Origin of the sequence: Rhodococcus sp. NPDC059968 (genome assembly GCF_042738615.1) — a bacterium.
Lineage (GTDB): Bacteria > Actinomycetota > Actinomycetes > Mycobacteriales > Mycobacteriaceae > Rhodococcus_F.
The window spans coordinates 1-22,435 of the sequence record NZ_JBHWUE010000010.1; the positions used below are offsets into that span (position 1 = coordinate 1).

At 67.8% G+C, this 22,435-nt stretch carries 23 protein-coding genes; 9 read left to right on the forward strand and 14 right to left on the reverse strand.

Going from position 1 to position 22,435, the window contains the following annotated elements; translation table 11 throughout:
- On the forward strand, positions 1-498 hold a 498-nt coding region (locus ACFWAY_RS11800), incomplete at its 5' end, for a family 1 encapsulin nanocompartment shell protein (RefSeq protein ID WP_378510734.1).
- A gap of 15 nt (positions 499-513) precedes the next feature.
- Here the strand turns inward: ACFWAY_RS11800 and ACFWAY_RS11805 are convergent.
- The 4 genes from ACFWAY_RS11805 to ACFWAY_RS11820 are packed head-to-tail and all read right to left on the reverse strand — an operon-like array spanning position 514 to position 4,248.
- Positions 514-1,848: a hypothetical protein gene (locus tag ACFWAY_RS11805; protein WP_378510735.1), complete on the reverse strand. Its 1,335-nt coding sequence runs from the start codon at positions 1,846-1,848 to the stop codon at positions 514-516.
- Positions 1,845-2,207: a hypothetical protein gene (locus ACFWAY_RS11810; protein ID WP_378456019.1), complete on the reverse strand. Its 363-nt coding sequence runs from the start codon at positions 2,205-2,207 to the stop codon at positions 1,845-1,847. The genes ACFWAY_RS11805 and ACFWAY_RS11810 overlap by 4 nt, the downstream gene beginning before the upstream one ends.
- A complete protein-coding gene (locus ACFWAY_RS11815; protein WP_378456020.1) occupies positions 2,207-2,401 on the reverse strand; it encodes a hypothetical protein in 195 nt (64 codons plus the stop codon). The genes ACFWAY_RS11810 and ACFWAY_RS11815 overlap by 1 nt, the downstream gene beginning before the upstream one ends.
- Entirely contained in the window at positions 2,398-4,248 is a 1,851-nt protein-coding gene (locus ACFWAY_RS11820; protein ID WP_378510736.1) for a hypothetical protein, read from the reverse strand. The genes ACFWAY_RS11815 and ACFWAY_RS11820 overlap by 4 nt, the downstream gene beginning before the upstream one ends.
- Positions 4,249-4,511: 263 nt before the next feature.
- On the opposite strand from ACFWAY_RS11820, the gene ACFWAY_RS11825 reads away from it, so the two are divergent.
- Positions 4,512-5,024 (forward strand): CGNR zinc finger domain-containing protein, encoded by a 513-nt coding sequence (locus ACFWAY_RS11825; protein ID WP_378456022.1) that lies wholly within the window; start codon positions 4,512-4,514, stop codon positions 5,022-5,024.
- A gap of 10 nt (positions 5,025-5,034) precedes the next feature.
- On the opposite strand, the gene ACFWAY_RS11830 is transcribed toward ACFWAY_RS11825, so the two are convergent.
- From ACFWAY_RS11830 to ACFWAY_RS11840, 3 genes are read right to left on the reverse strand one after another with little or no spacing between them, the layout of a single operon-like run.
- The gene (locus ACFWAY_RS11830) at positions 5,035-5,466 is read right to left on the reverse strand and encodes a VOC family protein (protein ID WP_378510737.1); all 432 of its coding nucleotides are present in this window, start codon (positions 5,464-5,466) and stop codon (positions 5,035-5,037) included.
- Between the two features lie 9 nt (positions 5,467-5,475).
- Positions 5,476-5,928, reverse strand: a complete 453-nt coding sequence (locus ACFWAY_RS11835; RefSeq protein WP_378510738.1) for a helix-turn-helix domain-containing protein — start codon at positions 5,926-5,928, stop codon at positions 5,476-5,478.
- Positions 5,929-5,947: 19 nt separating this feature from the next.
- On the reverse strand, positions 5,948-7,117 hold the full coding sequence (locus ACFWAY_RS11840) for an LLM class flavin-dependent oxidoreductase (RefSeq protein WP_378456025.1): 1,170 nt from the start codon (positions 7,115-7,117) through the stop codon (positions 5,948-5,950).
- Positions 7,118-7,252: 135 nt separating this feature from the next.
- Here ACFWAY_RS11840 and ACFWAY_RS11845 point away from each other — a divergent pair, with 135 nt between their 5' ends.
- The 3 genes from ACFWAY_RS11845 (at position 7,253) to ACFWAY_RS11855 (ending at position 11,045) form a co-directional block, all read left to right on the forward strand.
- Positions 7,253-8,578, forward strand: coding sequence for an MFS transporter (locus tag ACFWAY_RS11845; protein WP_378510739.1), 1,326 nt, complete (start codon positions 7,253-7,255; stop codon positions 8,576-8,578).
- 107 nt (positions 8,579-8,685) lie between these two features.
- On the forward strand, positions 8,686-9,393 hold the full coding sequence (locus ACFWAY_RS11850; protein ID WP_378456027.1) for a TetR/AcrR family transcriptional regulator: 708 nt from the start codon (positions 8,686-8,688) through the stop codon (positions 9,391-9,393).
- Entirely contained in the window at positions 9,390-11,045 is a 1,656-nt protein-coding gene (locus ACFWAY_RS11855; RefSeq protein ID WP_378456028.1) for an FAD-binding dehydrogenase, read from the forward strand. Before ACFWAY_RS11850 ends, ACFWAY_RS11855 begins: the two co-directional genes overlap by 4 nt.
- Positions 11,046-11,088: 43 nt before the next feature.
- Here the strand turns inward: ACFWAY_RS11855 and sfnG are convergent, their stop codons facing one another.
- Positions 11,089-12,204: a dimethylsulfone monooxygenase SfnG gene (gene sfnG / locus ACFWAY_RS11860; RefSeq protein WP_378510740.1), complete on the reverse strand. Its 1,116-nt coding sequence runs from the start codon at positions 12,202-12,204 to the stop codon at positions 11,089-11,091.
- 126 nt (positions 12,205-12,330) lie between these two features.
- On the opposite strand from sfnG, the gene ACFWAY_RS11865 reads away from it, so the two are divergent.
- The gene (locus ACFWAY_RS11865; RefSeq protein ID WP_378510741.1) at positions 12,331-13,542 is read left to right on the forward strand and encodes an SfnB family sulfur acquisition oxidoreductase; all 1,212 of its coding nucleotides are present in this window, start codon (positions 12,331-12,333) and stop codon (positions 13,540-13,542) included.
- 60 nt (positions 13,543-13,602) lie between these two features.
- Here ACFWAY_RS11865 and ACFWAY_RS11870 read toward each other — a convergent pair whose 3' ends face one another.
- From ACFWAY_RS11870 to ACFWAY_RS11885, 4 genes are all read right to left on the reverse strand, one after another.
- On the reverse strand, positions 13,603-15,075 hold the full coding sequence (locus ACFWAY_RS11870; protein WP_378454265.1) for a DUF4185 domain-containing protein: 1,473 nt from the start codon (positions 15,073-15,075) through the stop codon (positions 13,603-13,605).
- 286 nt (positions 15,076-15,361) lie between these two features.
- Positions 15,362-16,438 (reverse strand): VIT1/CCC1 family protein, encoded by a 1,077-nt coding sequence (locus ACFWAY_RS11875; protein ID WP_378454266.1) that lies wholly within the window; start codon positions 16,436-16,438, stop codon positions 15,362-15,364.
- 66 nt (positions 16,439-16,504) lie between these two features.
- A complete protein-coding gene (locus tag ACFWAY_RS11880) occupies positions 16,505-17,173 on the reverse strand; it encodes a vancomycin high temperature exclusion protein (protein WP_378510742.1) in 669 nt (222 codons plus the stop codon).
- Between the two features lie 20 nt (positions 17,174-17,193).
- Positions 17,194-18,228 carry an ABC transporter permease gene (locus ACFWAY_RS11885; protein ID WP_378510743.1) on the reverse strand — a complete coding sequence of 345 codons (1,035 nt, stop codon included), beginning with the start codon at positions 18,226-18,228 and terminating at the stop codon, positions 17,194-17,196.
- Positions 18,229-18,322: 94 nt separating this feature from the next.
- Here ACFWAY_RS11885 and ACFWAY_RS11890 point away from each other — a divergent pair, with 94 nt between their 5' ends.
- On the forward strand, positions 18,323-18,922 hold the full coding sequence (locus tag ACFWAY_RS11890; RefSeq protein WP_378454269.1) for a TetR/AcrR family transcriptional regulator: 600 nt from the start codon (positions 18,323-18,325) through the stop codon (positions 18,920-18,922).
- A gap of 5 nt (positions 18,923-18,927) precedes the next feature.
- A complete protein-coding gene (locus tag ACFWAY_RS11895) occupies positions 18,928-19,317 on the forward strand; it encodes a hypothetical protein (protein ID WP_378510744.1) in 390 nt (129 codons plus the stop codon).
- A gap of 6 nt (positions 19,318-19,323) precedes the next feature.
- Here ACFWAY_RS11895 and ACFWAY_RS11900 read toward each other — a convergent pair whose 3' ends face one another.
- Positions 19,324-20,736 (reverse strand): FUSC family protein, encoded by a 1,413-nt coding sequence (locus tag ACFWAY_RS11900; RefSeq protein WP_378510745.1) that lies wholly within the window; start codon positions 20,734-20,736, stop codon positions 19,324-19,326.
- Positions 20,737-20,802: 66 nt separating this feature from the next.
- On the opposite strand from ACFWAY_RS11900, the gene ACFWAY_RS11905 reads away from it, so the two are divergent.
- The gene (locus ACFWAY_RS11905) at positions 20,803-21,327 is read left to right on the forward strand and encodes a MarR family winged helix-turn-helix transcriptional regulator (protein WP_378454389.1); all 525 of its coding nucleotides are present in this window, start codon (positions 20,803-20,805) and stop codon (positions 21,325-21,327) included.
- A gap of 11 nt (positions 21,328-21,338) precedes the next feature.
- On the opposite strand, the gene ACFWAY_RS11910 is transcribed toward ACFWAY_RS11905, so the two are convergent.
- Positions 21,339-22,397, reverse strand: a complete 1,059-nt coding sequence (locus ACFWAY_RS11910) for an SDR family oxidoreductase (RefSeq protein ID WP_378510746.1) — start codon at positions 22,395-22,397, stop codon at positions 21,339-21,341.
- Positions 22,398-22,435: the final 38 nt, after the last annotated feature.

Below are 22,435 nucleotides of genomic sequence, written 5' to 3' on the forward strand. Positions count from 1 at the left end.
TGGCAGCCCGTCAAAGACGCGGCGAAGGCCGTCGCGTTCGCGGAAGACCAGTCGATCTTCCAGGGATTCGACGAGGCGGGCATCCGCGGACTCGGGCCGTCCAGCGACAACCCGGTTCTCAGTCTGCCGGAGGATCCGCTGCTGATCCCCGACGCCGTCGCGTCCGCGTTGTCGGCGCTGCGACTCGCCGGTGTCGAGGGACCGTATTCGGTGGTGCTCGACGCCGACGCGTACACCGCGGTCAGCGAAACCCGCGACGAGGGGCATCCCGTGTTCCACCACCTGCGCGACCTGGTCACCGGCGACATCATCTGGGCACCCGCCATCAGCGGCGGCTACGTGCTGTCCACCCGCGGCGGCGACAACCAGCTGACCCTCGGCACGGATCTGTCGATCGGCTACGACAGCCACACCGCCACCGAGGTCACGCTCTACCTCGAAGAGACGTTCACGTTCGCCTCGCTCACCGCGGAGGCGGCGGTCGTCCTCGCACGCTGACGCACGCCGGGGTCGTCAGCCGCCGAACAGCAGGTACAGCCCACCGAAGGTGTATGTCACCATCGTGAACAGCAGTGCCAGCTGCCCGGTCAGCTGATGACCCCGGGGCAGGACCCGCACGGATTTGTCGTGTGCCGCAATCACTCCGAGTACGTGTCCGGCGAGGACGCACATCACCTTGATCGATGCCGTCGCGGCCGGGTGCTCGGACAGCACGTACCAGACCTCGGCGTCACCGAGCCCCAGCGGGTTCCATCCGCGCCCCATCGGGTCGGCCAGCAGGATCACCGTCGCCTGCCCCTTCTCCACCAGATACGTCAGATAGTGGGCGAAGACGTAGCCGATGATGATCGGGATCAGCGAATGCGACAGCAGCCCCGGGAGAGCGGCGCGCTGTTCGGGCCGTAGTCCACCCGTGGCCCGCGAGGCCACCCAGAACGACACCCCGACGAAGCCGATGAAGACCAGGAGCCCGGCGGTGCGTGCGAGGGTGGCGCCGATCGGGGATCCGATTCCGTCCACCAGCCGTGACCACCACGGGAACGCCGAGAAACTGTCGAAGGCCGTGGATCCCAGCAGCGTTGCCATCAGCGCCACCGATCCGGCGCGAACGGGCATCGAACCCAGGTGGCCCAGCGGATTGCGCAGCACGATCCGGCCGTCGTGCCGGTCCCGGCTCAGCGGAGACAGCCGGGAGGCCAGCGTGCTGTACACCTCGAACGGATCGCCCCGCTCACACCAGCGCTCGCCGCACGCGAAGGCCCCGGCCGTCGTGACCACGACGTAGACCAGCAGCCAGGTACGCACGGCGGCAACGGAACCCGGGTCGGCGGAGGCGAGTTCGAGCCAGACGAAGGCGAACAGTCCCGCGACCGCGGGCCGATACCCCCACGAGTCGCGGTATCGTGCATTGCCTTCCGCCGGCGAGCGCCCGATCGCCGCGCACACCGACCGGTGAAGCGTGCGGACCGGGGAGAGCACTCGCCACACCGGTCCGAACGCCAGCGACACCGCGACCAGTCCCACCCAGAGCAGCACGTAGAACACGCCCGGCAGTGCATTCTCCGACGATGCCGCGGGTCCGAAGAACGCGGCGAGCGCCACCCATACCGCGAACACCACACCGAACGCCGCCAGCACGTTACGCGTGATCGGCGCGTCGGCAAATCGCGTCACCCAGCCCGGCAGTCTGCGACCCGGACTGTCCGGATCCAGTTTCGGGGTGCGCCACGCGAACGCCAGGACCACGAACGAGACGGTGAGCGCCCAGCTCGCCCCGATCAGCGCATACGTGAACGGGATCGGAAGGTCGGTGGATCCGCCGAGGCCGTGCGCGAGAACAACGGTCATGGACGCACGAGCAGGGTGGCCACCGTCTTACCCGTGTCGTGCAACTCCACCGCCACCTGGCCCGGAACATCCACGGAGAACTGGGTTTCCTGCGTTCCGGGGTGAATCTCGAACGAATGCTCCGGCACGGCGTGCACGTGCAATTCGTCGTCGGCGTCGCTCTCGATCCGCACGGTGACGGTCTCCCCCACCGTGGCCTCGATGCGCTCGTTGTTCGGCGTGACCGATCCGCTGGCGATCACGACGTCGATCACGGCACCGTCCTCCGTTGCCGGCGTGTTGCTCTCGCCTCCACAGCCCGACACCAGAGCGACCACGACAGCAGGTACCACGACAACTCCGGCCAACCGCCTGATCACTAATTTTCCTCGTCTTTCTCATTCGGGCCGTGTTTCGCACTCTCGGCATTCTCGGCGGCTTCCGCCTTGCGGTCCCGGACCGCCAGGTAGATGACCAGGCCGGCCACCAGGAAGGCGGGGACGAACGCGGGAATCGCCAGCAGCACCGAGTGATCGGCGAGGTAGACGACGCCCGGGTCGTTCACCGGATTCATGTCACCTTCACGTCCTCGCGGGTGCCGGTGGTCGCCTGTCCCTGCGTGTATTTGCTGATCCGGCCCGCTCCCCAGGCCAGCGCGGTGATCAGCGCAAGAGTGCACACGAGCACGACCAGCGACGCGGCACCGAACAGCCAGGACGGGTGGTCGAAGTTCCGCTCCCGCTGCAGGATGGTGATCTCCGGGACGAAGTCGCGGGTCGAGGATGCGACGGCGGGGAGTTCCTCGGCGCCGATGCCCGGGTCGCTGGGCAGGTAGATGGGGACGGCTGTCATCGTGCGCCCGTCCTGTACGCGCAGCAACGTCTTCCACGTTCCGTGGACCGGCACAGGTTCGTGAGTCCGGTAGGCGCCGGGCCCGGTGCGTTCGAGTCGGTCGACCGTGAAACCGTTGCCCAGTCCGGGTCCGCCCTGCCAGGACAGAATGGACACCCATTCAGGATTGTCGCCGGCGAGATCGGGTGGGTCGATGCGAACCTCCGCGTCGACCATCCGGCCGCCGTCCGGGGCGGCCTCCGTGAGCGCGATTGTCGCCGTGGCGTTCTCCGGGACGGTCGCGACGAGTCCGTTGGCGGTGGCCCCGGCGATCACCACGACCGTGGCGACGACGATGGTGCGGCTGATCGCGGGGCGCGGAAGTCCCTCGGATCGGAGCACCCGTCCGAGCAGCGCTCCGCAGGCACCGGCCGCGATGCCCACGGGCACGGCCATGACCAGCGCCTCCGGCCACATGCTGGTGGGCCAGGGGTAGATGTATACGGCGCCGATCCACAGCGACTCGAGCCACAGCCCGACCGTCGCGACGAGGAGTCCGCCGACGGCACCGAAGGCCACCCGATTCTTGATCAGCGGTGTCAGGGCGAGCAGTTCGATCAGCACGGCGGCGCCGAGGCACAGTTCGAACACGTTCGTGGGGGCGCCGAGAACCGGTCCCACCATCAGTGCCGTGATCGCGCGCACCACGCCGGCCACCGCCACGGCCACGATCGCCGCGAACGGTCCGAGAACGATGCGCGCCGCCACCAGGGTGAACGCGGCCGCGCCGGCGATCATCATCGGTTGCAGGACGAGGCGGAACTGTTCGACGCCGAAGTCGTATTCGATCTGGAAGACGGACAGGCCGATGAGCAGGCCACCGAACGTGCCGCACCGCAGGAACCAGATCAGCCTGCTGTCCTCCTTCGCGTCACCCGGGGTCGCCATCCGGCCCTCGTAGTCAAGGAGCAGGACGCCGATCAGCGACAGTCCCGCACCGCCGATCAGCATCAGGTGCGTCGGCCCCCACAGCGTGACGTCCTGACCGAAGATGCGATGCCAGACGTCGTCGAGCGGGAACCCGATGAGGGCGTACAGCCCCGCACCGGCCACCAGGACGCCGCCGACCGGGACGTACCAGGTGCGGGTGATCTTGATTGCTGCCGGACCGGGTTTCTCGTCGCGCGGCAGGATCATCGCCAGCATTCCGGTGATGAACAGCAGGAAGAGTCCGACGAGGATGAAGTAGTGCGCGGGGTTCGCGAGCGGCCCGTCGTCGCGGCCTCGCCCGATGTGCAGGCTGACGTCCCAGATGAAGCCGAAGAACGCCGTCAGGATGGTCCCGACGAAAGTCACCAGGGGCAGGGCCACCCACGGGGGGCGGTCGAGCGCGCGTGCCGCCGTGTCGGCGGTCGTCTGTAGCCACGTGATCCTGCGTGTGCGGTGCAGGTACGCGATCCACAGCAGACCCACGGTGATGATCGCCGTCGCCACCGTGATCCCGATGATCTGGTCGAACGCCGCACCGCCACCCTCTCCGCCCGATTGGGCAAGAATGAGTGAACTCGGAGTAACAGTAACTTGGCTCACGTGGTGATTATGTGCGCCGCATCCCGAAAACGCCAGACCCTCGACCCCGCACACGGCGGTTCGTAGGCAAATCTATTCAGATCTGCGATCGAACGTAGATATGGCTAGATTCCTCTAGCGACGCCTCGACCAGCGATAACTGCCACCGCCCGCACGGGCAGCCGAGGTAGGTGACGACTCCCGTGCTCGTCCGATGCCGAGATACTTCCTGCCAATCGTGTTCGTGATGTCCGTTCATGCACCCAGCGTGATGTAATGGCATTGTGCATCTCAACCCTTACGGCGAATATGCGGTCACACTCGCCGCCGACCTCGCCAATCACAAGCCCGACTCCACCGGCGAACTAATCGACCGGTGCGTCGAGGCGGGGATCGTCGTCGACTTCCCCGTCACCGACGACGACCTCGCCGACGTGCTCGCGATGCTGGACCAGTGGTCGTCGATCGCGGACACCACGAGCGACGAAGCCCGGGCCGAACAGGTGAACCTCATGCTCACGAAGGCGTCCGCCTACCCGCGACTGACCAACCACGTCGGCGACGGCTGGCACCTCCACTACCGCGACGACCAGCAGTCGCTGGCGGGCGTGCTCGAGGCGCTGTTCTCGGTCGGCACCGCACTGCACCTCGTCGGCCGCGGCATGCACCGGCTCGGCCGCTGCGCACTCGAGGAGTGCACCGCCATCTACGCCGACACGTCCCGCAACGGCCGTCAGCGGTACTGCTCGCCGAAATGCGCGAACCGGGACGCCGTGCGACGCCACCGGGCGCGCTGACCCCTATCGCTCAGTGCGGGAAGTCTTCGCCGGTGTACGCACGCTTCTCCACCAGCACCAGCCAGTTGCCGGAGTTGTCCCGCATCACCGCCTCGACGCCGTAGGGGCGTTCGGCCGGAGGCTGGGTGAACTCGACGCCCTTGGCGACCAGATCCTCGTACGTCTGATGACAGTCGGTGGTTGTCAGCCCGAAACCGCCCATCGTTCCGGCGGCCAGCGACCGGCGGATCGCCTCCGCCATGTCGGCGTCGAGCGGCGGCCCGGGCTTCATGAGCGTGACCTCGAGTTCCGGGTGGTCGGGGTGCAGGATCGTCACCCACCGGAACCCGTCGCCCATCGTGACGTCGGTGCCCTCGGCGAAACCGAGCGTGTCGATGTAGAACTTCTTGGCGTCGTCCTGGTCGGTGACCCACAGGGTGACGAGAGAAACATTGGTGATCATGCGACCAACCTATGTCCGGCGCGACTGCCTGCGCTTCTCGGAAATTGCGGCATTTCTGTCGCTCAGCCCGTGCATGAACACATAGCAGCCGGGGATCCGCGGCGCCCCGTGCTCGGCGAACTTCGCCTGGTACACCGACGGTGACGTGCCGACCAGCTGACGGAACTTGGCACTGAACGACCCAACGCTGGTGTACCCGACGAGGTGGCAGATCTCGGTGACCGTCAGGTTCGTCGACCGTAGCAGGTCCTGGGCGCGCTCGACGCGACGCTCCGCGAGATAGACGCCCGGAGTCCTGCCGTAGACCCCCGCGAAGCAACGGAGGAAGTGGTACTTCGACACCCCCGCCGTCGCCGCCAGTTCGCCGAGGTCGAGCGGTTGCGCGTAGTCACGGTCGGCGAGGTCGCGGGCACGGCGCAGGTGCGGGAGCAGTTCCCTCGGCACTCGCGCAGTTGCTGGCATGCCCTCAGTCTGGCAGTGACTACCGACTCGAGGACAGGAACGCCGTCGACCCGGACAGGTCGCCGGGGCGGTGACTACGCGACTGCACGAGCCCGCGACGTTCGAGGATCGGCCGGACCCCTTCGCCGAAGTTGAAGGCCTCTTCGAGGTGCGGGTAGCCGGAGAGGACGAAGTGATCGAGCCCGAGCGCCGCGTATTCGGCAATGCGGTCGGCGACCTCCTCGTGGGAGCCGACCAGCGCGGTGCCTGCGCCGCCGCGGACCAGTCCGACACCGGACCACAGGTTCGGGGCCACCTCGAGGGCGCGCGCTCCAGCCTCCTTCGAGTAGGCGCTCCCGCCGCCGTGCAGTTCACGCATGCGGCGCTGGCCTTCGGAACCCGACCTGGCCAGACTCTGCTGCGCCTGCTCGACCGTCGCCGGGTCGAGCGCGGAGAGCAGGCGATCGGCCTCGGCCCACGCCTCCTCGGACGTGTCGCGGCTGATCACGTGCAGCCGGATGCCGTAATCGAGCGTGCGGCCCTGGACGTCCGCGAGGTCGCGGATCCAGGCGATCTTCCCGGCGACGGCGCTCGGCGGCTCACCCCACGTGAGGTAGGTGTCGGCGAACTGGGACGCGACGGTTCCCGCGGCCGGCGACGACCCGCCGAAGAAGATCGGCGGCACCGGGTCGGGGATGCGCTGCAACTGGGCGTTCTCCACCCGGAGGTAGTCGCCCGCGTAGTCGACCGGTCCGGTTCCCGCCCACAGCTGCCGGATGACGTCGAGGAACTCGCCGCAGCGGGCGTAGCGCTGGTTCTTGTCGAGGTAGTCACCGTAGGTGCGCTGCTCGTGGTCCTCACCGCCGGTGACGACGTTGAGCAACAGCCGCCCCTGCGACTGCCACTGGAACGTCGCCGCCATCTGTGCGGCCAGCGTGGGGCTGAGCAGGCCCGGCCGCAGCGCGACCAGGAACTTCAACGTCTCGGTGGTCTCCAGCATCATGGCCGTGGTGAGCCACGCGTCCTCGCACCACGCACCCGTGGGCGTCAGGACCGATTCGAAGCCGTTCGACTCCGCCGCCGCGCCGATCTGATTGAGATACCGCAGCGTCGCCGGACGGTCTCCTGCCATGGAACTCCCGTGACCACCCGCCATCAGGTTGCGGGAATCACCGTAGGTGGGAAGGAACCAGTGGAAATGCAGAGACACGCGCGATCCTCTTGTCGACGACAGATGGGCAGCGCAGGACAGTTCAACAACGACGAAGCCGGCGCGCGAGGGTTTCGATCACCGTGATTCGGAGTAGTGCCCGACCGCGGCGAGCAGGGTTACGGTCGCCGCGCTATGACTACGCTGTCCGACGCCCCGTACACATCCTCGACCGAATCCGACCTCGAGCGGCGCAAGCGGCTCCGCACCGTCGTCGCCGCCAGCCTCCTCGGGACGACCGTCGAGTGGTACGACTTCTTCCTCTACGCGACGGCCGCCAGCCTGGTGTTCAACCAGCTGTTCTTCCCCGATCAGAGTTCGTTCGTCGGCACCATGCTGGCGTTCGCCACGTTCGCGGTCGGTTTCGTGGTCCGGCCGATCGGCGGAGTCGCCTTCGGCCACATCGGCGACCGCATCGGACGCAAGAAGACACTCGCGCTCACCATGTTCATCATGGGCATCGCCACCGCTCTGATGGGTGTGCTGCCCACGGCCGCGCAGGTCGGGGTGATCGCGCCGATCCTGCTGCTCCTGCTGCGCATCCTGCAGGGGTTCGCACTGGGCGGTGAATGGGCGGGCGCAGTGCTCCTCGCCGTCGAACACAGTCCCGCGAAGAAGCGCGGCATCTTCGGCAGCATCCCCCAGATCGGACTCGCGCTGGGGCTGGCCCTGGGCACCGGCGTCTTCGCCGCGTTGCAGGTGATCTTCGACGACGCCCAGTTCCTCTCCTACGGGTGGCGAATCGCCTTCCTGCTGAGCCTGATCCTCGTGTTCGTCGGATTCGTGGTCCGGCTGAAGGTCGAGGAGACTCCGGCGTTCCAGGAGGTGCACGACCTCTCGAAGCGCTCCTCCGCTCCACTGAAGGACGTGTTCCGCGGCCGGGTGCGCCGGGGCACCGTCCTCGGCCTGCTCTCTCGCTGGGGTGAAGGCGCCGCGTTCAACACGTGGGGTGTCTTCGCGATCACGTACGCGACCAAGAACCTGGAGTTCGCGAAGATTCCCGTCCTGCTGGTCGTCACCGTCGCCTCGACGGTCATGGCCGTGCTCCTGCCGTTCTCCGGTCTGCTGGTCGACCGGTACGGCGCCAAGAGGATCTACCTCATCGGGATCGGGGCCTACGGACTCGCGGTCTTCCCCGCGTTCGGGTTGTTCGGCACGGAGAATCTCATCCTGTTCGGTGTCGCGATGGTGCTGGTGTTCGGCGTCATCCATGCACTCTTCTACGGGGCGCAGGGCACGCTGTACGCGAGCCTGTACCCCACCGAGATCCGGTACACCGGTCTGTCCGTGGTGTATCAGTTCTCCGGGATCTACGCGTCGGGCGTCACGCCGATGATCCTCACCGCCCTGATCGCCGTCGGCGGCGGAACTCCCTGGCTGGCCTGCGGATACCTGGTCGCCACCTCGGTCGTCAGCGTCGTGGCGACGGCTCTGATCCGAAAGCAGGACCTCTACCTCTGAGACCGCCGAACTCTCCGAACAGGCTCTGACAGCCAAGTTCGATACACTGGTGTATCCGATACGCTAGTGTATCGACGGCTGCTGTCGACCCGATCGGAGGAGGGACCATGCCGACGTCACCGGCGCGCTCCTCCGAGCCTGCCACCGACACACCCCGCCGGGTGACGAAACGGCGAGGCCAGACTCGCCGGCGTCTGCTCGACGCCGCGGTCGAGGTGTTCGCCGAAAACGGCTTCGGCCGGTCGACGGTCGAGCAGATCTGCGAACGCGGCGGCTACACCCGCGGCGCCTTCTACTCCAACTTCGCCTCGCTGGACGAGATGTTCTTCGCCATGTGGGAACAGCGCTCGAGCGCGATGCTCGCACAGATCCGGGTGGCCGCCGACTCGTCGAGCATCGACCTCTCGGGGCTCACGCCTGCCGAAAAACTGCGCGCCGGTACCGAACTGGTGCTCGGAGTCGTCCCCGTCGACGACCAGTGGTACCGGATCAACGCGGAATTCACCGCACACGCCCTGCGCAACCCGTCGCTGAAGAAGGCCCTCGCAGCGCGTGAGGACACGATTCTGGAGACCATCGTGCCGATCCTCGAGAAGGCGCTGCACCGGCTCGGGCGGCGCGTCGTCGGCGATCCCCGGGTGCTGGGCCGCGCGCTCGTGGCCCTGCACGACGGCACGAGCGTCCAGTGCCTCATCGAGGACGACGACGCGTCCGCCCGGGACCTGCGTCTCGAACTGTTCACCCACATCGTGGCCGCGTACACCGAAACCGACACCACCCACACCCACACACACCGGAAAGAGGGGTCCTCGTGACCGAACAGGCTGATGTGATCGTCGTCGGCGCCGGACTGGCCGGACTCGTCGCCACCTACGAGATGGTCAAGGCGGGCCGGAAGGTCCTCGTCGTCGACCAGGAGAGTTCCGCGAATCTCGGCGGGCAGGCCTTCTGGTCGCTCGGCGGCCTGTTCCTCGTCGACAGCCCCGAACAGCGGCGCCTCGGCATCAAGGACTCGTACGAACTGGCGATCCAGGACTGGATGGGCACCGCCGCGTTCGATCGCGCCCGCGAAGACCAGTGGCCGCGGCTGTGGGCCCAGGCGTACGTCGAATTCGCGGCAGGCGAGAAGCGTCAGTACCTGCACGACCTCGGGCTGCGTCTGATGCCGAACGTCGGGTGGGCCGAACGCGGACGCGGATCCGCTCTCGGACAAGGCAATTCCGTTCCGCGCTTCCACATCACCTGGGGCACCGGTCCGGGTGTCGTCGAAGTCTTCCTCACGCGCGTGATGGCCGCGTCGAAGCGGGGCCTCGTCACGTTCAAGCACCGTCACCAGGTCGACGAGATCGTCGTCACCGACGGCGCCGCCACCGGCGTGCGCGGCACCGTCCTCGAACCGTCCACCGAAGCACGCGGTGTGAAGAGTTCGCGTACCGCGGTCGGGGAATTCGAATTCTCCGCGCAGGCCGTGGTCGTCACGTCCGGCGGCATCGGCGGCAATCCCGAACTGGTCAAGAAGAATTGGCCCGCCCGCCTCGGCAAGGCTCCCGAGAACATGCTCGCCGGCGTCCCCGCGCACGTCGACGGCCGCATGCTCGAGATCACCGAGAACGCCGGCGGCAACATCGTGAACCGCGACCGCATGTGGCACTACACCGAGGGCATCCAGAACTGGGACCCGATCTGGCCGAACCACGGCATCCGCATCATCCCCGGACCGTCGTCGATGTGGTTCGACGGCAACGGCAAACGCCTCCCCAGCCCCAACTTCCCCGGTTTCGACACCATGGGAACCCTCGATCACATCATGAACAGCGGCCACCACCACACGTGGTTCGTCCTCGACCAGAAGATCATCGAGAAGGAGTTCGCGCTGTCGGGCTCCGAGCAGAATCCCGACATCACCGGCCGCGATTTCAAACTGCTCGCCGAACGCCTCAAGAAGGGCGCACCCGGTCCCGTCGAGGCGTTCAAGCAGCACGGTGCGGACTTCGTCGTCCGCGGCAATCTTCGCGACCTCGTCGACGGCATGAACGCCCTCACCCCCGAGGCACCGCTGAAGTACGAGGACCTCGAACGCGAAATCGTGGCCCGCGACCGGGAGGTGAAGAACAGCTACACCAAGGATTTCCAGATCATGGCGATCCACAACGCACGGAATCTGCTGGCCGACAAGATCACCCGCGTCGTGAGCCCCCACGAACTTCTCGACCCCAAGAACGGGCCGCTGATCGCGGTCCGGCTGCACCTGCTCACCCGCAAGACCCTCGGCGGCCTCGAAACCAACCTCGATTCGCAAGTGATCAGGCCCGACGGCACACCGTTCGAGGGTCTCTACGCGGCCGGTGAGGTCGCCGGATTCGGCGGCGGCGGCGTCCACGGTTACAGCGCACTCGAGGGCACCTTCCTCGGCGGCTGCATCTTCTCGGGCCGGGCCGCGGGTCGCGCGCTGGCCCGGCACCTGTAGGCGGCTCCGCCACCCGTGCGCGGTTGACGAGTCCCTGGACTCGCTAACCGCTCACGGGTGCAAGTCTCTCGGACGCCTCGAGTTCGCGGACCAGCGGCAGAACGTTGGCGCCGAAGTACTCGATCTCCTCCTGGAAGTGCAGGAAACCGCCCAGGATGAGGTCGACTCCGCGACGACGGTATTCGACGATGCGCTCGGCGATCTGCTCCGGCGTACCGACCAGCTGGGAGCGGAATCCGTCGTTGTACTGGACGAGATCCTCGAACGTGGAGTCGGCCCACATCCCCGACTTGTCGGCGGTGGACGCGCCGGCCTGCTGGACGGCGGACCTGAATCCCTCGACCGCGGGCTTGTTCGCCTTCTCGATGATTTCGCGGAGGGTGTCGCGCGCTTCCTTCTCGGTGTCGCGGGCGATGATGAACCCGTTGAGCCCGAACTTCACTTCCCGGTTGTGCTCGCGCGCCACCCGTCGCACGTCGACGATCTGTTCGGTGACGCCGTCGTAGTCCTTGCCGTTGCTGAAGTACCAGTCGGAGTACCGGCCCGCGTTCTGCCTCGCGGCGGCGGAGTTGCCGCCCTGGAACAGTTCGGGGTTCGGACGGTCGGGCGTGTTCAGCGGCTTCGGCTTGAGGGTGAAGTCGTGGATGCGGTAGAAGTCGCCACGGAAGTCGACGTCGTCCTCGGTCCAGATCTTGCGGAGCACCTGCAGGAACTCGGCGCTGCGCCGGTACCGCTCGTCGTGCTCGAGCCACGGCTCCCCGAGGTGGGTGAATTCATCCTTGAACCAGCCGCTCACGACGTTGACGGCGAACCGGCCGTTCGACAGGTGGTCGGCCGTGGCGCCCAGCTTCGCCAGCACCGCGGGCCGCCACAGACCTGGGTGGACGGCAGCGATCACCTTCAACCGTTCGGTGGCCAGCAGCAGTGCGAGGCTGAAGCTGGTCGACTCGTGCTGGTACTCGGCCCCGTAACTGGCCTCGTACCGGACCTGGCTGAGCGCGTACTCGAAACCGTTGTTCTCGGCGGTCTGGGCGAGCTTCTTGTTGTACTCGTAATCCCAGCTGGTCCGCTGTTCGATGTCGGACGTGACGAGCCCGCCACTGACGTTGGGCACCCAGTAGGCGAACTTGATCTGCTCAGCGATGTGTTCGGTTGACATACCCAGCATGCAACCCGCCCATGCAGCGCACGCCCACCCTTCCGATCAGCGCGCGTACAACCCTTCACCCGGCTCGCGGGTCCGTGTGAGGTTCGACGGCATGACCGCAGTACAGGGAGATCAGGCATGACCGCCGTTCAGAGCGCCCACCGCATCAGTGACGAGGCGGAAGCCCTCGCCGTCGCTGCCGATCTCGCCACAGAATTCGCCGAGGAGGCGGCGGCTCGCGATGCCGGACGGCAACTCCCTTACGAACAGGTAGGCGCTCTCGCCGCGTCCGGGCTGCTCGCACTCGGTGTTCCCCGAGAGCACGGTGGCATCGACGCGCGGACCGAAACCCTCGCCGAAGTGTTCCGCCTTCTGGCCGAGGGCGATCCGAGCATCGCGCAGATCCCGCACAGCCACTACACGTTCCTCGAGGTGCTACGTCACCAGGGCACGCCGGCGCAGCAGGAATTCTTCTATTCCGAGGTACTCGCGGGGCGCCGGTTCGCCAACGCCCAGAGCGAGCGCGGAACGAAGACGATCGACATCGACGCCACGACGCTCACCGAGCAGGGTGGCGACTTCGTCGTCGACGGTCGCAAGTACTACAGCACGGGCGCACTGTTCGCCGACTGGATCGCAGTACGGGCCACCCTGCCGGGGACGACGACGCCGACAGGGAAACCCGCCAAGGCCGTCGCCTACCTGCCGAGCACCGCCGCCGGGCTGTCGATCGTCGACGACTGGGACGGCATGGGCCAGAAGACCACGGCGAGCGGAACCGTCACCCTGGACGCCGCCCGGGTGCCCGCATTCCACGTCGTGCCGTTCTCCCCCATCTTCGACACACCCACCACGTACGGGTCGCAAGCCCAGATCCTGCACGCCGCCATCGACGCCGGGATCGCCGCAGCAGCGCTGAACGAAGGCGTGCGATCCGCGCGTCAGGCAAGGCCCTATTTCGAGGCGGGCGTCACCGACGCCGTCGACGATCCCCTGCTGATCCAGCTGGCCGGAGAGGCGGCGGTCACCGTCCGGTCCGCAACGGCACTCCTCGGGGAGGGTGCGCGCAGCATCGACGCAGCGCGGCGCGACCTCACCGAGCAGAGCGCCGCGGTCGCCTCGATCGACGCCGCCGCAGCCAAGGTCGCCGCCGCCCGCGCGTCCCTCGAGGCGTCGAGCGTGCTGTTCGAACTGGGCGGCACCCGCAGTGCGTCGGAGGCGTCCAACCTGTCGCGGTACTGGCGCGACGCCCGCACCCACACCTTGCACGACCCCACGCGGTGGAAGATCCAGCACATCGGCAGGTGGACACTGTCGGGCACCGTCCCGCCCCGCCACGGCCTGCTGTAGGGCCCTCCGGGCCTGTGCGCCTTTCTGGTTGCCGGAGCTACCAAAAAGGCGCACGGGGCGCTACGCGCCTAGATCCGCCTTCATGAGGAAGACGTTGTAGTCGGACCACGTCGACATGGTGAAGTACAGATCGTCGCCGCTCGACCACGGGTGGATGAAGCCGCCGTACAGTTCCGGGTACTCGACAGCGCTGACCATCGGTGCCCCGCCGGACCAGACGCCCTGCGGCGAGTCGGACTCACGGAGAACGATCGCCGCCTGGGACGTGTCGAGGTACGCCATCTGCCACTTGCCGGTGGCCTCCTCGTAGCGCACGGACAATTCGGCGGCGGGCGCGTCCACGATCGGCGTCGCCTCCGTGTAGCCACCGACCGGCGTCCAGTTGCCGTTCTGCCAGTACTGGTACGCGGACGTGTTCAGCACGTCGGCGGCCGGGACACGGGCCAGGCCGATGGCTCCGAGCCTCGTGTTGGGGGTGCCGAACATATACACGAAGTCGCCCGCCGGGACCATCGACGCGACCTGGAACTTGGTGACCCCGAAGATGTTGTCCCACTTCGCATACGGATCCTTGGTCCACGTCGAGCCACCGTCGTCCGAGTAGGCGATGCCGCCGTAGTTCGTCCACCACGTCGCGGGGATGCTGTTCCAGGTGCGGATCGACATGTAGCTCATGTACTGCCGGTTCCCGACGGCGAAACCGGAGGTCGGGATGGTGGTGATCTCCACGTTGTCGAGCTTGCGGCTGTCGAGCAGTTCCGCCGCGTGGCACCGGCTGTCCTGCACCATGCTGTCGAGGCTCATGCCGTCGGACAGGTTGCGGTCGGAGCTGAAACCGAGGACGTTGCTGCGCCAGTCGTCGCCCTGACCACCGGGCGGCTGAAATCCCTTGCCGACGGTGTCGCCGAACGCGACGGCGATCTGGTCGGGGGCGCTCTCCCACATGATGCCGAGGTCGGTGCCGTTGACCTGGTAACGCTTGTCGGTGCGACTGACGGAACCGGACCCGGTCACCTTGGCCACGCGGGTCACGTCGCCGATCTTCGGGGTTGCCGGGGCCGCGCTGCGCGGCGCCTCCTCGGTCGCCGGGTGCACGAGGGGCGGCCGCGGGGGCAACTGGATGTCGGCGCCCGGGACGGGAATGCCGAAGTGGAAGGGCGTGAACTTCACGCTGACGTCCGGAATGTTCAGCACGCTCGACAGGTTGCCCGGGGCCTTGTCGGTCTCGTCCGTGAGGTCGGGGCACGGATCGGTGCACGTGTCGGCGGGCAACGCCTGCGAGACGCGGACAGGATCCGTGACGGGAGCGGGATACGGCACCGTCGTGATCTTCGGGTACGGGATCGGAATCTCGAGCTTCTCCGGAATCAGCGAGTGCGTCTCGTTCGACACCTCGCTCGCGCAGGAACCGCTGCCGGGAATGCCGTTGGACACCGGCTCGGGTTCCGCGACGGCAGCGCTCTGGTTCGAATAGGCGATCATGCCCGAGCCGATCGCCACTGCCGCGACCGACGCGACCCACCTCTTCGACATCCCCGACCCCTCCGTCAACTCCGGCCACTCCCGGCGGGGGGAACATAACATCGCCTTGTACGCTCGCCGGTTCCCACACGCCATACCTGGCGGTAACATTTCCGTCCCGATCCGGCGGTAGACGCTCGAATTTGTCTCCGTCCTGGCCGCTCTCGCCGATCCCCTGCGACTGCAGGTCGACCGCGGCATTTCCCGGATGGCCCAGCTGCGGAGATTCGACATCGGGTGGGCTCCGCCGCTCGTGCGCCTTTCTGGTAGTTCCGGCAACCAGAAAGGCGCACGGGTGCTACGCGCCTGTCCCGAACAGCATGCCCAGCAGGTAGGTGGCGGCGGCTGCGCCGTACCCGATTGCCAGCTGGCGTAGCGCCCGTTTGACCGGGGGTCCACCCGACAGCAATCCCACCACCAGACCGGTCCCGAGCAGCGCGACGCCGACCAGCGCCGCCGCGACGATGAGCGCGGCGGTGCCTTCCATGCCGAGGAGGTACGGAAGCACGGGGATCACCGCACCGGACGCGAAGAAGCAGAAACTCGCGGCGGCCGCACCGAGCCCGGTGCCGATGGCCTCGTGCTCGTCGACGGCCTCCGTACCCGAAACGGGCTCGGGCTGAACGGCTCTCCGCAGCACGTCGGCCGCGCGTTTCTCGGCGTCCTCCGCGGGCATGCCCCGCGCCCGGTACACGAGTGCGAGTTCGTTCGCGTCGACGTCGAGGAGCGGCACCGCCTCACGGGCGCCCTGCCCCGGTGCCGAAGCCTCGAGCAGTTCACGCTGTGACCGCACGGACACGTACTCGCCCGCGCCCATCGACAACGCCCCCGCGAGCAGACCGGCGAGCCCGGTCAGCAGGACGATGTGATTGTCGACGCCGCTACCGCTGATGCCGAGCACGAGGGCGAGGTTGCTGACCAGGCCGTCGTTGGCACCGAACACGGCGGCACGGAACGTGCCGGACAGACGATTTCGCCCGCGCGCCGCCAGCGCCCGCACCACCTCTTCGTGGATGCGCTCGTCCGCGCCCATGGCGTCGGTGGCGTCGACGTCCGTCGGATACGGCGACCGGGTCTCCGCACGCTGCGCGAGTGCGAGCACGAACACCGATCCGAACCGCCGGGCCAGCACACCGAGGATGCGTGTGCGGACGTCACCGCGCACGGGCTTGCCGACGTGTTCGCCGAGCAACTCGCGCCAGTGCGCCTCGTGCCGTCCCTCGGCGTCGGCGAGCGCCAGCAGAATCTCGCGTTCCTCACCGGTCCGGCGTTTCGCGAGGTCGCGGTAGACGGCCGCCTCGGCACGTTCGTCGGCGAGGTAGCGGCGCCACTTCCGGACTTCACGCGGACCGGGATCCGGTCTTGCACCAACCATCGTCAACCTCCCGATCGTCGGGGAGAAGCCTACCGACGAGTCTCTCCCCAGCGCGGCGGTTCGAGGTCAGTCCTCGGCGGCGAGAGCCTTCCCGAGTGAGTCCTCGGGTTCGGAGACCACCACGGGATCGCGTCCGGACAGGATGTCGAGGACGGCCTTCGGCCGGGCCAGCGATTCGCGCACGGTGTTCCTGACCATCGTGATCGTGCGGCATTCGCAGCCGGCGTTGACTCCGGCGACGTCGATCCCGGCACCGCGACACAGCGCGACCGCGCGGGGGACGTGGAAACCCTGCGTGACGATCAGCGCCTTGGTCACTCCATACGTGTGGACGGCCCGCACACACGTGTCGTAGGTGTCGAGCCCGTATCGGTCGCCGACGATCTTGTTGCGGTCGATGCCCTTCTCGACCAGGTATTCCGTCATTGCCGCGATCTCGTCGCCGGATCTGCCTGCGCCGTCGCCCGAGACGAGCACCGCCCGGGCCCGGCCGTCCTCTACGAGGCGGACGGCGACGTCGAGGCGCCCGGCCAGGTACTCCCGGGGTTTGCCGTCGCGCACCTGCGCACCGAGGACGATGACCACCGGCGCTTCGGGTGCGTCGTCGACGTCGTAGACGTGACCGGAGGACTCGCGTGATATCCACACCGTCGAGGCCGCGACGACGAGGACCGCGAGCGCGCCGAGGCCCGCTCCGATGCCGACCAGTCGGCGGACGATCCGTCGTTCCCCCATGCCGTCATCAAACCACAGGCTCAGGCGACGACCGGTTCTTCCCCGGCGCGCCGCTCACGCAGTCCGGATACCAGGCACAGGCCGAGCCCGAACAGGACCCAGCAGGTCAGCACGAGCACTGCCGCACCGGCTCCGTGTCCGTCGAAGAACGCCGTCGACCGCACCATGGTTCCCGCCGCTCCGGACGGCAGCAGCTGACCGAATGCGCCCCACCCCGACGGCAGCCACGCCGCGGAGGTCGCCAGGCCGGACAACGGGTTGGCGAGGAAGATCATGGTCACCGCGCCGAGCGCGAACCCCGCTGTGCCCAGCACGGATTCGAGCCCGAGAACGGTCAGCGAGATGGCGGCGATGCCGAGCACGACGGCGCCGGTGGTCGTCCAGTAGTTGCCGTCGACGCTTCCGAGACCGAACTGCAGAATTGCCGTCAGCACCACCCCGGCACTCACAGCGAACAGCACCGCCCCCGCCACCCGCCGACCGACACTGCGCGGAAACAGCCGCACGAGCGCAAGCGCGGGGATCATTCCGCCGAAGACGAGGGGAAGCGCCAAAGCACCCAGACCGACACCGGCGGGATCATCGGCCGTCAACGGAACGACGTCCTCGACCGGAACGGGTCGTCCCGCAGTCTTGCTCATTCCCGCCGCGAGACCGTTCATCGTCTGCGCGACGGGCGCCCCACCGGCGCCGGCAGACAGGACCGTCATACCGTCCGGTGTCGCGACGATTCCGCCGACCACCTCCCGGTGTTCGATCGCCGTCCGGACCGCATCGGAGTCGGGGAAGCGCTCGGTGACGAACGCGCCCGGGTGTCCCGCGGCGAGCGCGCTGTCGATCCGGGTGACGGCCGCGTCGGGTCCGGCGACGCCCAGTCGGAGGTCGTGCGGGCCGCTGTTGACGGCGGGCAGCGCGAACGCCAGCAGCATCAGCGCGATCACCGCGGTGAGTCCCAGCACGACAGCGGTCAGTTTCACGGGATCCGCCGGGCGGTGCGCAGACGGCCCGGCGGGCTCCGTGCGCGGCTCGAGTGTCCCGGTATCCGAAGTGCTCATCGGACTCCCCTTCACTAAGTGGAGGAATTTCCTCCGGTACTTGTGGAGAATATTCCTCCGGTTATGCTGGGTTGTCAACGGAAGAGGTGAAATCGTGCGGGCAGATGCGCTGGAACGACGCAACATCCTGATCAAGGCCGCCCGCGCGGTGTTCGCCGACCGCGGGCACGATGCGCCGCTCGACGCCATCGCCGCAGAAGCGGGCGTCGGGATCGCCACCCTCTACCGGAACTTTCCGAGCCGGGACGAACTCGCCCACGCCGTTGCCCGCACGACGCTCGCCGAGGTCCGCGAACTCGCCGTCCGGGGACTGGACGAATGCCGGGACGACCCGGAGGGAGCGTGGCGGCGATTCGTCGACGCTGTGGTCGAACTGCGCATGGGAGCGTTGGTTCCCGCACTGGTCAACAGCCTCGACGAGCTGCCACCCGACGTCCGCGAATCGAGGGAGCTGACGAAGGCGACGGTCACCGACCTCATCCGCAGGCTGCAGGACGTCGGACTGGTGCGCGAGGACGTCGTGCCGCTCGAGATCATCATGGGGATCGCCATGCTCACCCGGCCTCACGTGCTGATGTTCGAGGACACGACGGCGAATCTCGTTCCGCGGCTGATCACGGTGTTCCTCGCCGGATTGCGCCCGGACGGCGCTCCGTTACCGCCGCCGATCCCCCCGGAGTCCGTTGTACTGTGACGAACATGCAGCCAGGGGGGCCTCTGCCACATCCATGGAATCACCTTCGTGCGGGTGACGATCAGCCGCCGCTGAACGGCTGGGACGTGGCGGTGTCGGCGGCCGCGCTCGTCGTCGCGGTCGCCGTCGCCAGCATCTCCGCAGTCGCGGGGCTGTTCTGGCTGCTGTTCCTGGACTACTGCCCGCCCGAGACGTGCAGCGCCGAGAACGCGTGGATCGCGGTGTGCGTGGCGCTCGCGGTCGCCGCACTCGTGACCGTGATCGGCGGCGTGGTCACGATCGCGCGCATCGCGCGGCGCACGATCGCGTGGCCGGTGGCGTGCGGAACCCTGATCCTCTGCGCGGGCGCGTGCGCGATCGGATTCGCCGGTTACGTCTCCGCGACGGGGATCTGAGCCGCCTCAGTCCGCGTGATGGTGGTCGGTCCGGCTGATCGCGACAGCCGAGACGATCACCCCGACCACCACACCGACGAGCGTGTCCACGACGCGGCTCACCGCGATGTCCGGTGCGACCGCCGAGCCGAGGCCCGTGAGCAGCAGCGCCATCGGTGTGATGGCGACGGACGCGAACGCGTAGTTCTTGATGACGACCAGTTCGGTCACGGTCTGCAGCACCACGATGACCACGACGGCCTGCCAGTACCCCATCGCCGCGGCGATCAGCCCGGCGGCGAGAACGGCGCCCGCCACATTGCCGACGAGCCGTTGAATTCCCCGCTGCACGGTCTGACTGAAGTTGAACCCCTGCATCGCGGCCATCGCGCCCATCGACGCCCACAGCGGATGCTCCAATCCCAGTGCCACACAGACCCACCCGGCCAGCGCGGCGGCAGCGGCGATGCGGGCCGCGTTGACGATCCCCTCTCGCGACCGCAGCGCCCGGAGACCGTCCGCGAAGAAGCCTGCGGGCTGCGGCAGCACCGCGGTCTCCGCGGCGAACGCCGAAAGGTCGCTGCGGCGCTTCACCTTACGAAGCTCGGACTCGTGATCGACGAGCGCACGCAGGGTGTCGTGGTCGCGCTCGTGCGCCCACCGATCGACCACCGTGTCCGCTTCGGCGAGAAGTGCGAACAATTGGTGGGAGTGCCCGTCCCGGCCCCGCCCACTGTGTGCGATCACGTCACGCGCGTTGTCGATGGCCTTGCGTGCGGACGTGATCGCGGAGGCGTCGTGTGCACGCTCCAGTTCCGCGGCCGCGGCGAGTGCGCGCGCCACCGCGAGCCGGGCGGGACCGAGGGGAACGAACAGGCAGGGCGTCATGGCGGCGAGCCAGCCCACGACGACACCGATCGTCACGGCCACGACGGCCGGTCCGAGATCGGAGAGCTGGGTCGCGTGCCCGACCGCGGCGGTGGCCGCGAAGATCAGGATGACGGGCCCGGGACCGGCGATACGGAACGCCGCCAGCAGCCAGGCGGCGACTCCCGACGCCACGGACATGACCGCGATCTGCAGCCAGAGCGGCAGCCCCGCCGCACCGAGGAGCGCTCCCCCGGCGACGAATACGATGAGCGCGACACCGACGAGCCCCGTCTTGCGGGCGAGCCGCGGGTACGGCTCGTATCGACCGAACGCGGCGGTCAGCGCACCGAGTGCCGCGAAGCCCGCGAGGTTGCCGTGCCCGAGAAGACCGCCGATCACCAGCACCAGAGCCGTCGCCGCGCCCACCCGCAGCGCGGGGGCGATGGTGGCATCGGCGTTCCGGACCTCGAACGCGCGACGCCACGTCGACGGCGCCACCGAGTAGGCCAGCGCCCCACGGGAGTGATGGAGCCGGCTGAGGTCGGGTGCGTATCGAGGGGAAGCCTGCATGGCTACAGCGTACCGTATACTTCACTAGTAAAATAGTTATGAATTAGTGTGAAGTTGGTCGCTACGATGGTTTTCATGAGCACTGCCCCACGTCCGGATGAGGACTTCACCGATCGCGTTCGACGCGAATGGGCCGAGACCCATCCCGAAGTGGACACGTCACCGATCGAAGTGATGGGCCGCATCACCCGGATCGGATCCCAGGCCCTGCAGCAACTCGACCGCGCCCTGGACGCGAGCGGCGTCTCGCGCGCCGAGTTCGACGTCCTGTGTGTACTCGCCCGCAGCGATCGGCCACTGCGGGCCAGCGAGGTCACCGCCGTGACGATGCTCAGCGGCGCATCCACGACCAAGCACGTCGACCGCCTGGCCCGGCTGGGCCTCGTGGAACGACTGCCCTTCGAACGCGACGGGCGCGTCGTGCTGCTCCACCTGACCGAGTCCGGGCGGGAACTCGTCGACACCGAGTTCCCGCAGCGCGTCGAACGCGACCGGCAATTCCTCACCGGACTCGACGAGGACGAATGCGCCGTCCTGGCCGGGCTGCTCCGGCGGATCGCCGCCAACGTCGAATCCGGGATTCGCCGGTAGTTCCCCGCCCCTCACGGAATGATCTTCCGGGCCCGAAGGTCGCGGAAGATGTCGAGGAACATCTGCTCGGTCTCGACGTGACGGTGGAAACCCAGCCGGCGCGCCTTGGAACCGTCGGCGATGACGTCGTAGTCCCAGCCGAAGACGAAGTCGCCGAACGCCCACGACGAGACGTCCGAGTACGGCGTGGGCTCCAGTCCGTGCTTCGCGACGAGGCGGTTCCACACCGGCTCCTTGTCGGCCATCACGACGTCCATCGACATCGGCAGCGGCGGCGCGACGTCCAGTTCGAAGAAATCCGCGATCTTCGGCAGCATCTCGTCCCAGCGGAACAGATCCCCGTTATTGATGTTGAACGCCTGGTTGGCACACTCGGGCGTGGTCGCGGCCCAGACGGTCGCCTCCGCCAGCAATCCGGCGTCGGTCATCTCGATCAGGCTCGTGTACGCGCCGGGCTTCCCCGGAAACCGCAGCGGCACTCCGAGTTCCTTCGACATCGTGGCGTAGACGGCAATCACCAGCGCGAGATTCATCGGATTGCCGAGAGCGAATCCGCACACGACCGAGGGGCGGATCGCGGACCACGTCCAGCTCTTGCCGCGCTGACGGTCTTCGAGGAACTGCTGCTGGTCCACGTTGAACTCGGGCGGCATGTGCGGCGGATCGCTCTCGCGCGCCGGCGTCTTGAACGGTCCGAGGTGGGCGCCGTAGACCTTGTAGCCCTGCATCAGGCTGATGTGCTCGAGCCTCGCAGCCACGGGTTCTATCGCGTTCACCGTGTTGACGAGCATCGCGACGTTGGGCGCGACGAGCTCCGCCCACGACGGCCGGTCTTGGTAGGCGGCGTAGAAGATGTGGGTCGCGTCGCGCAGTTCGGCCAGCTTCTCGGCGGCGTCGCGCTCGTCGAGCAGATCGACCGCGATGTGCCGCACCCGGTCGGTGTCGGGTCCGCCTCGGCGCGACAGTCCGACAATCTCCCACTCTCCGGTCGCCTCGAGGTGGTCGATCAGATTGCCGCCGATCACGCCGCGCGCACCGACGACCACTGCCACTCTGCGCTTCGCCATCATCACTCCTATCGGTATATCGCGAAGTTGCGATATCCTGA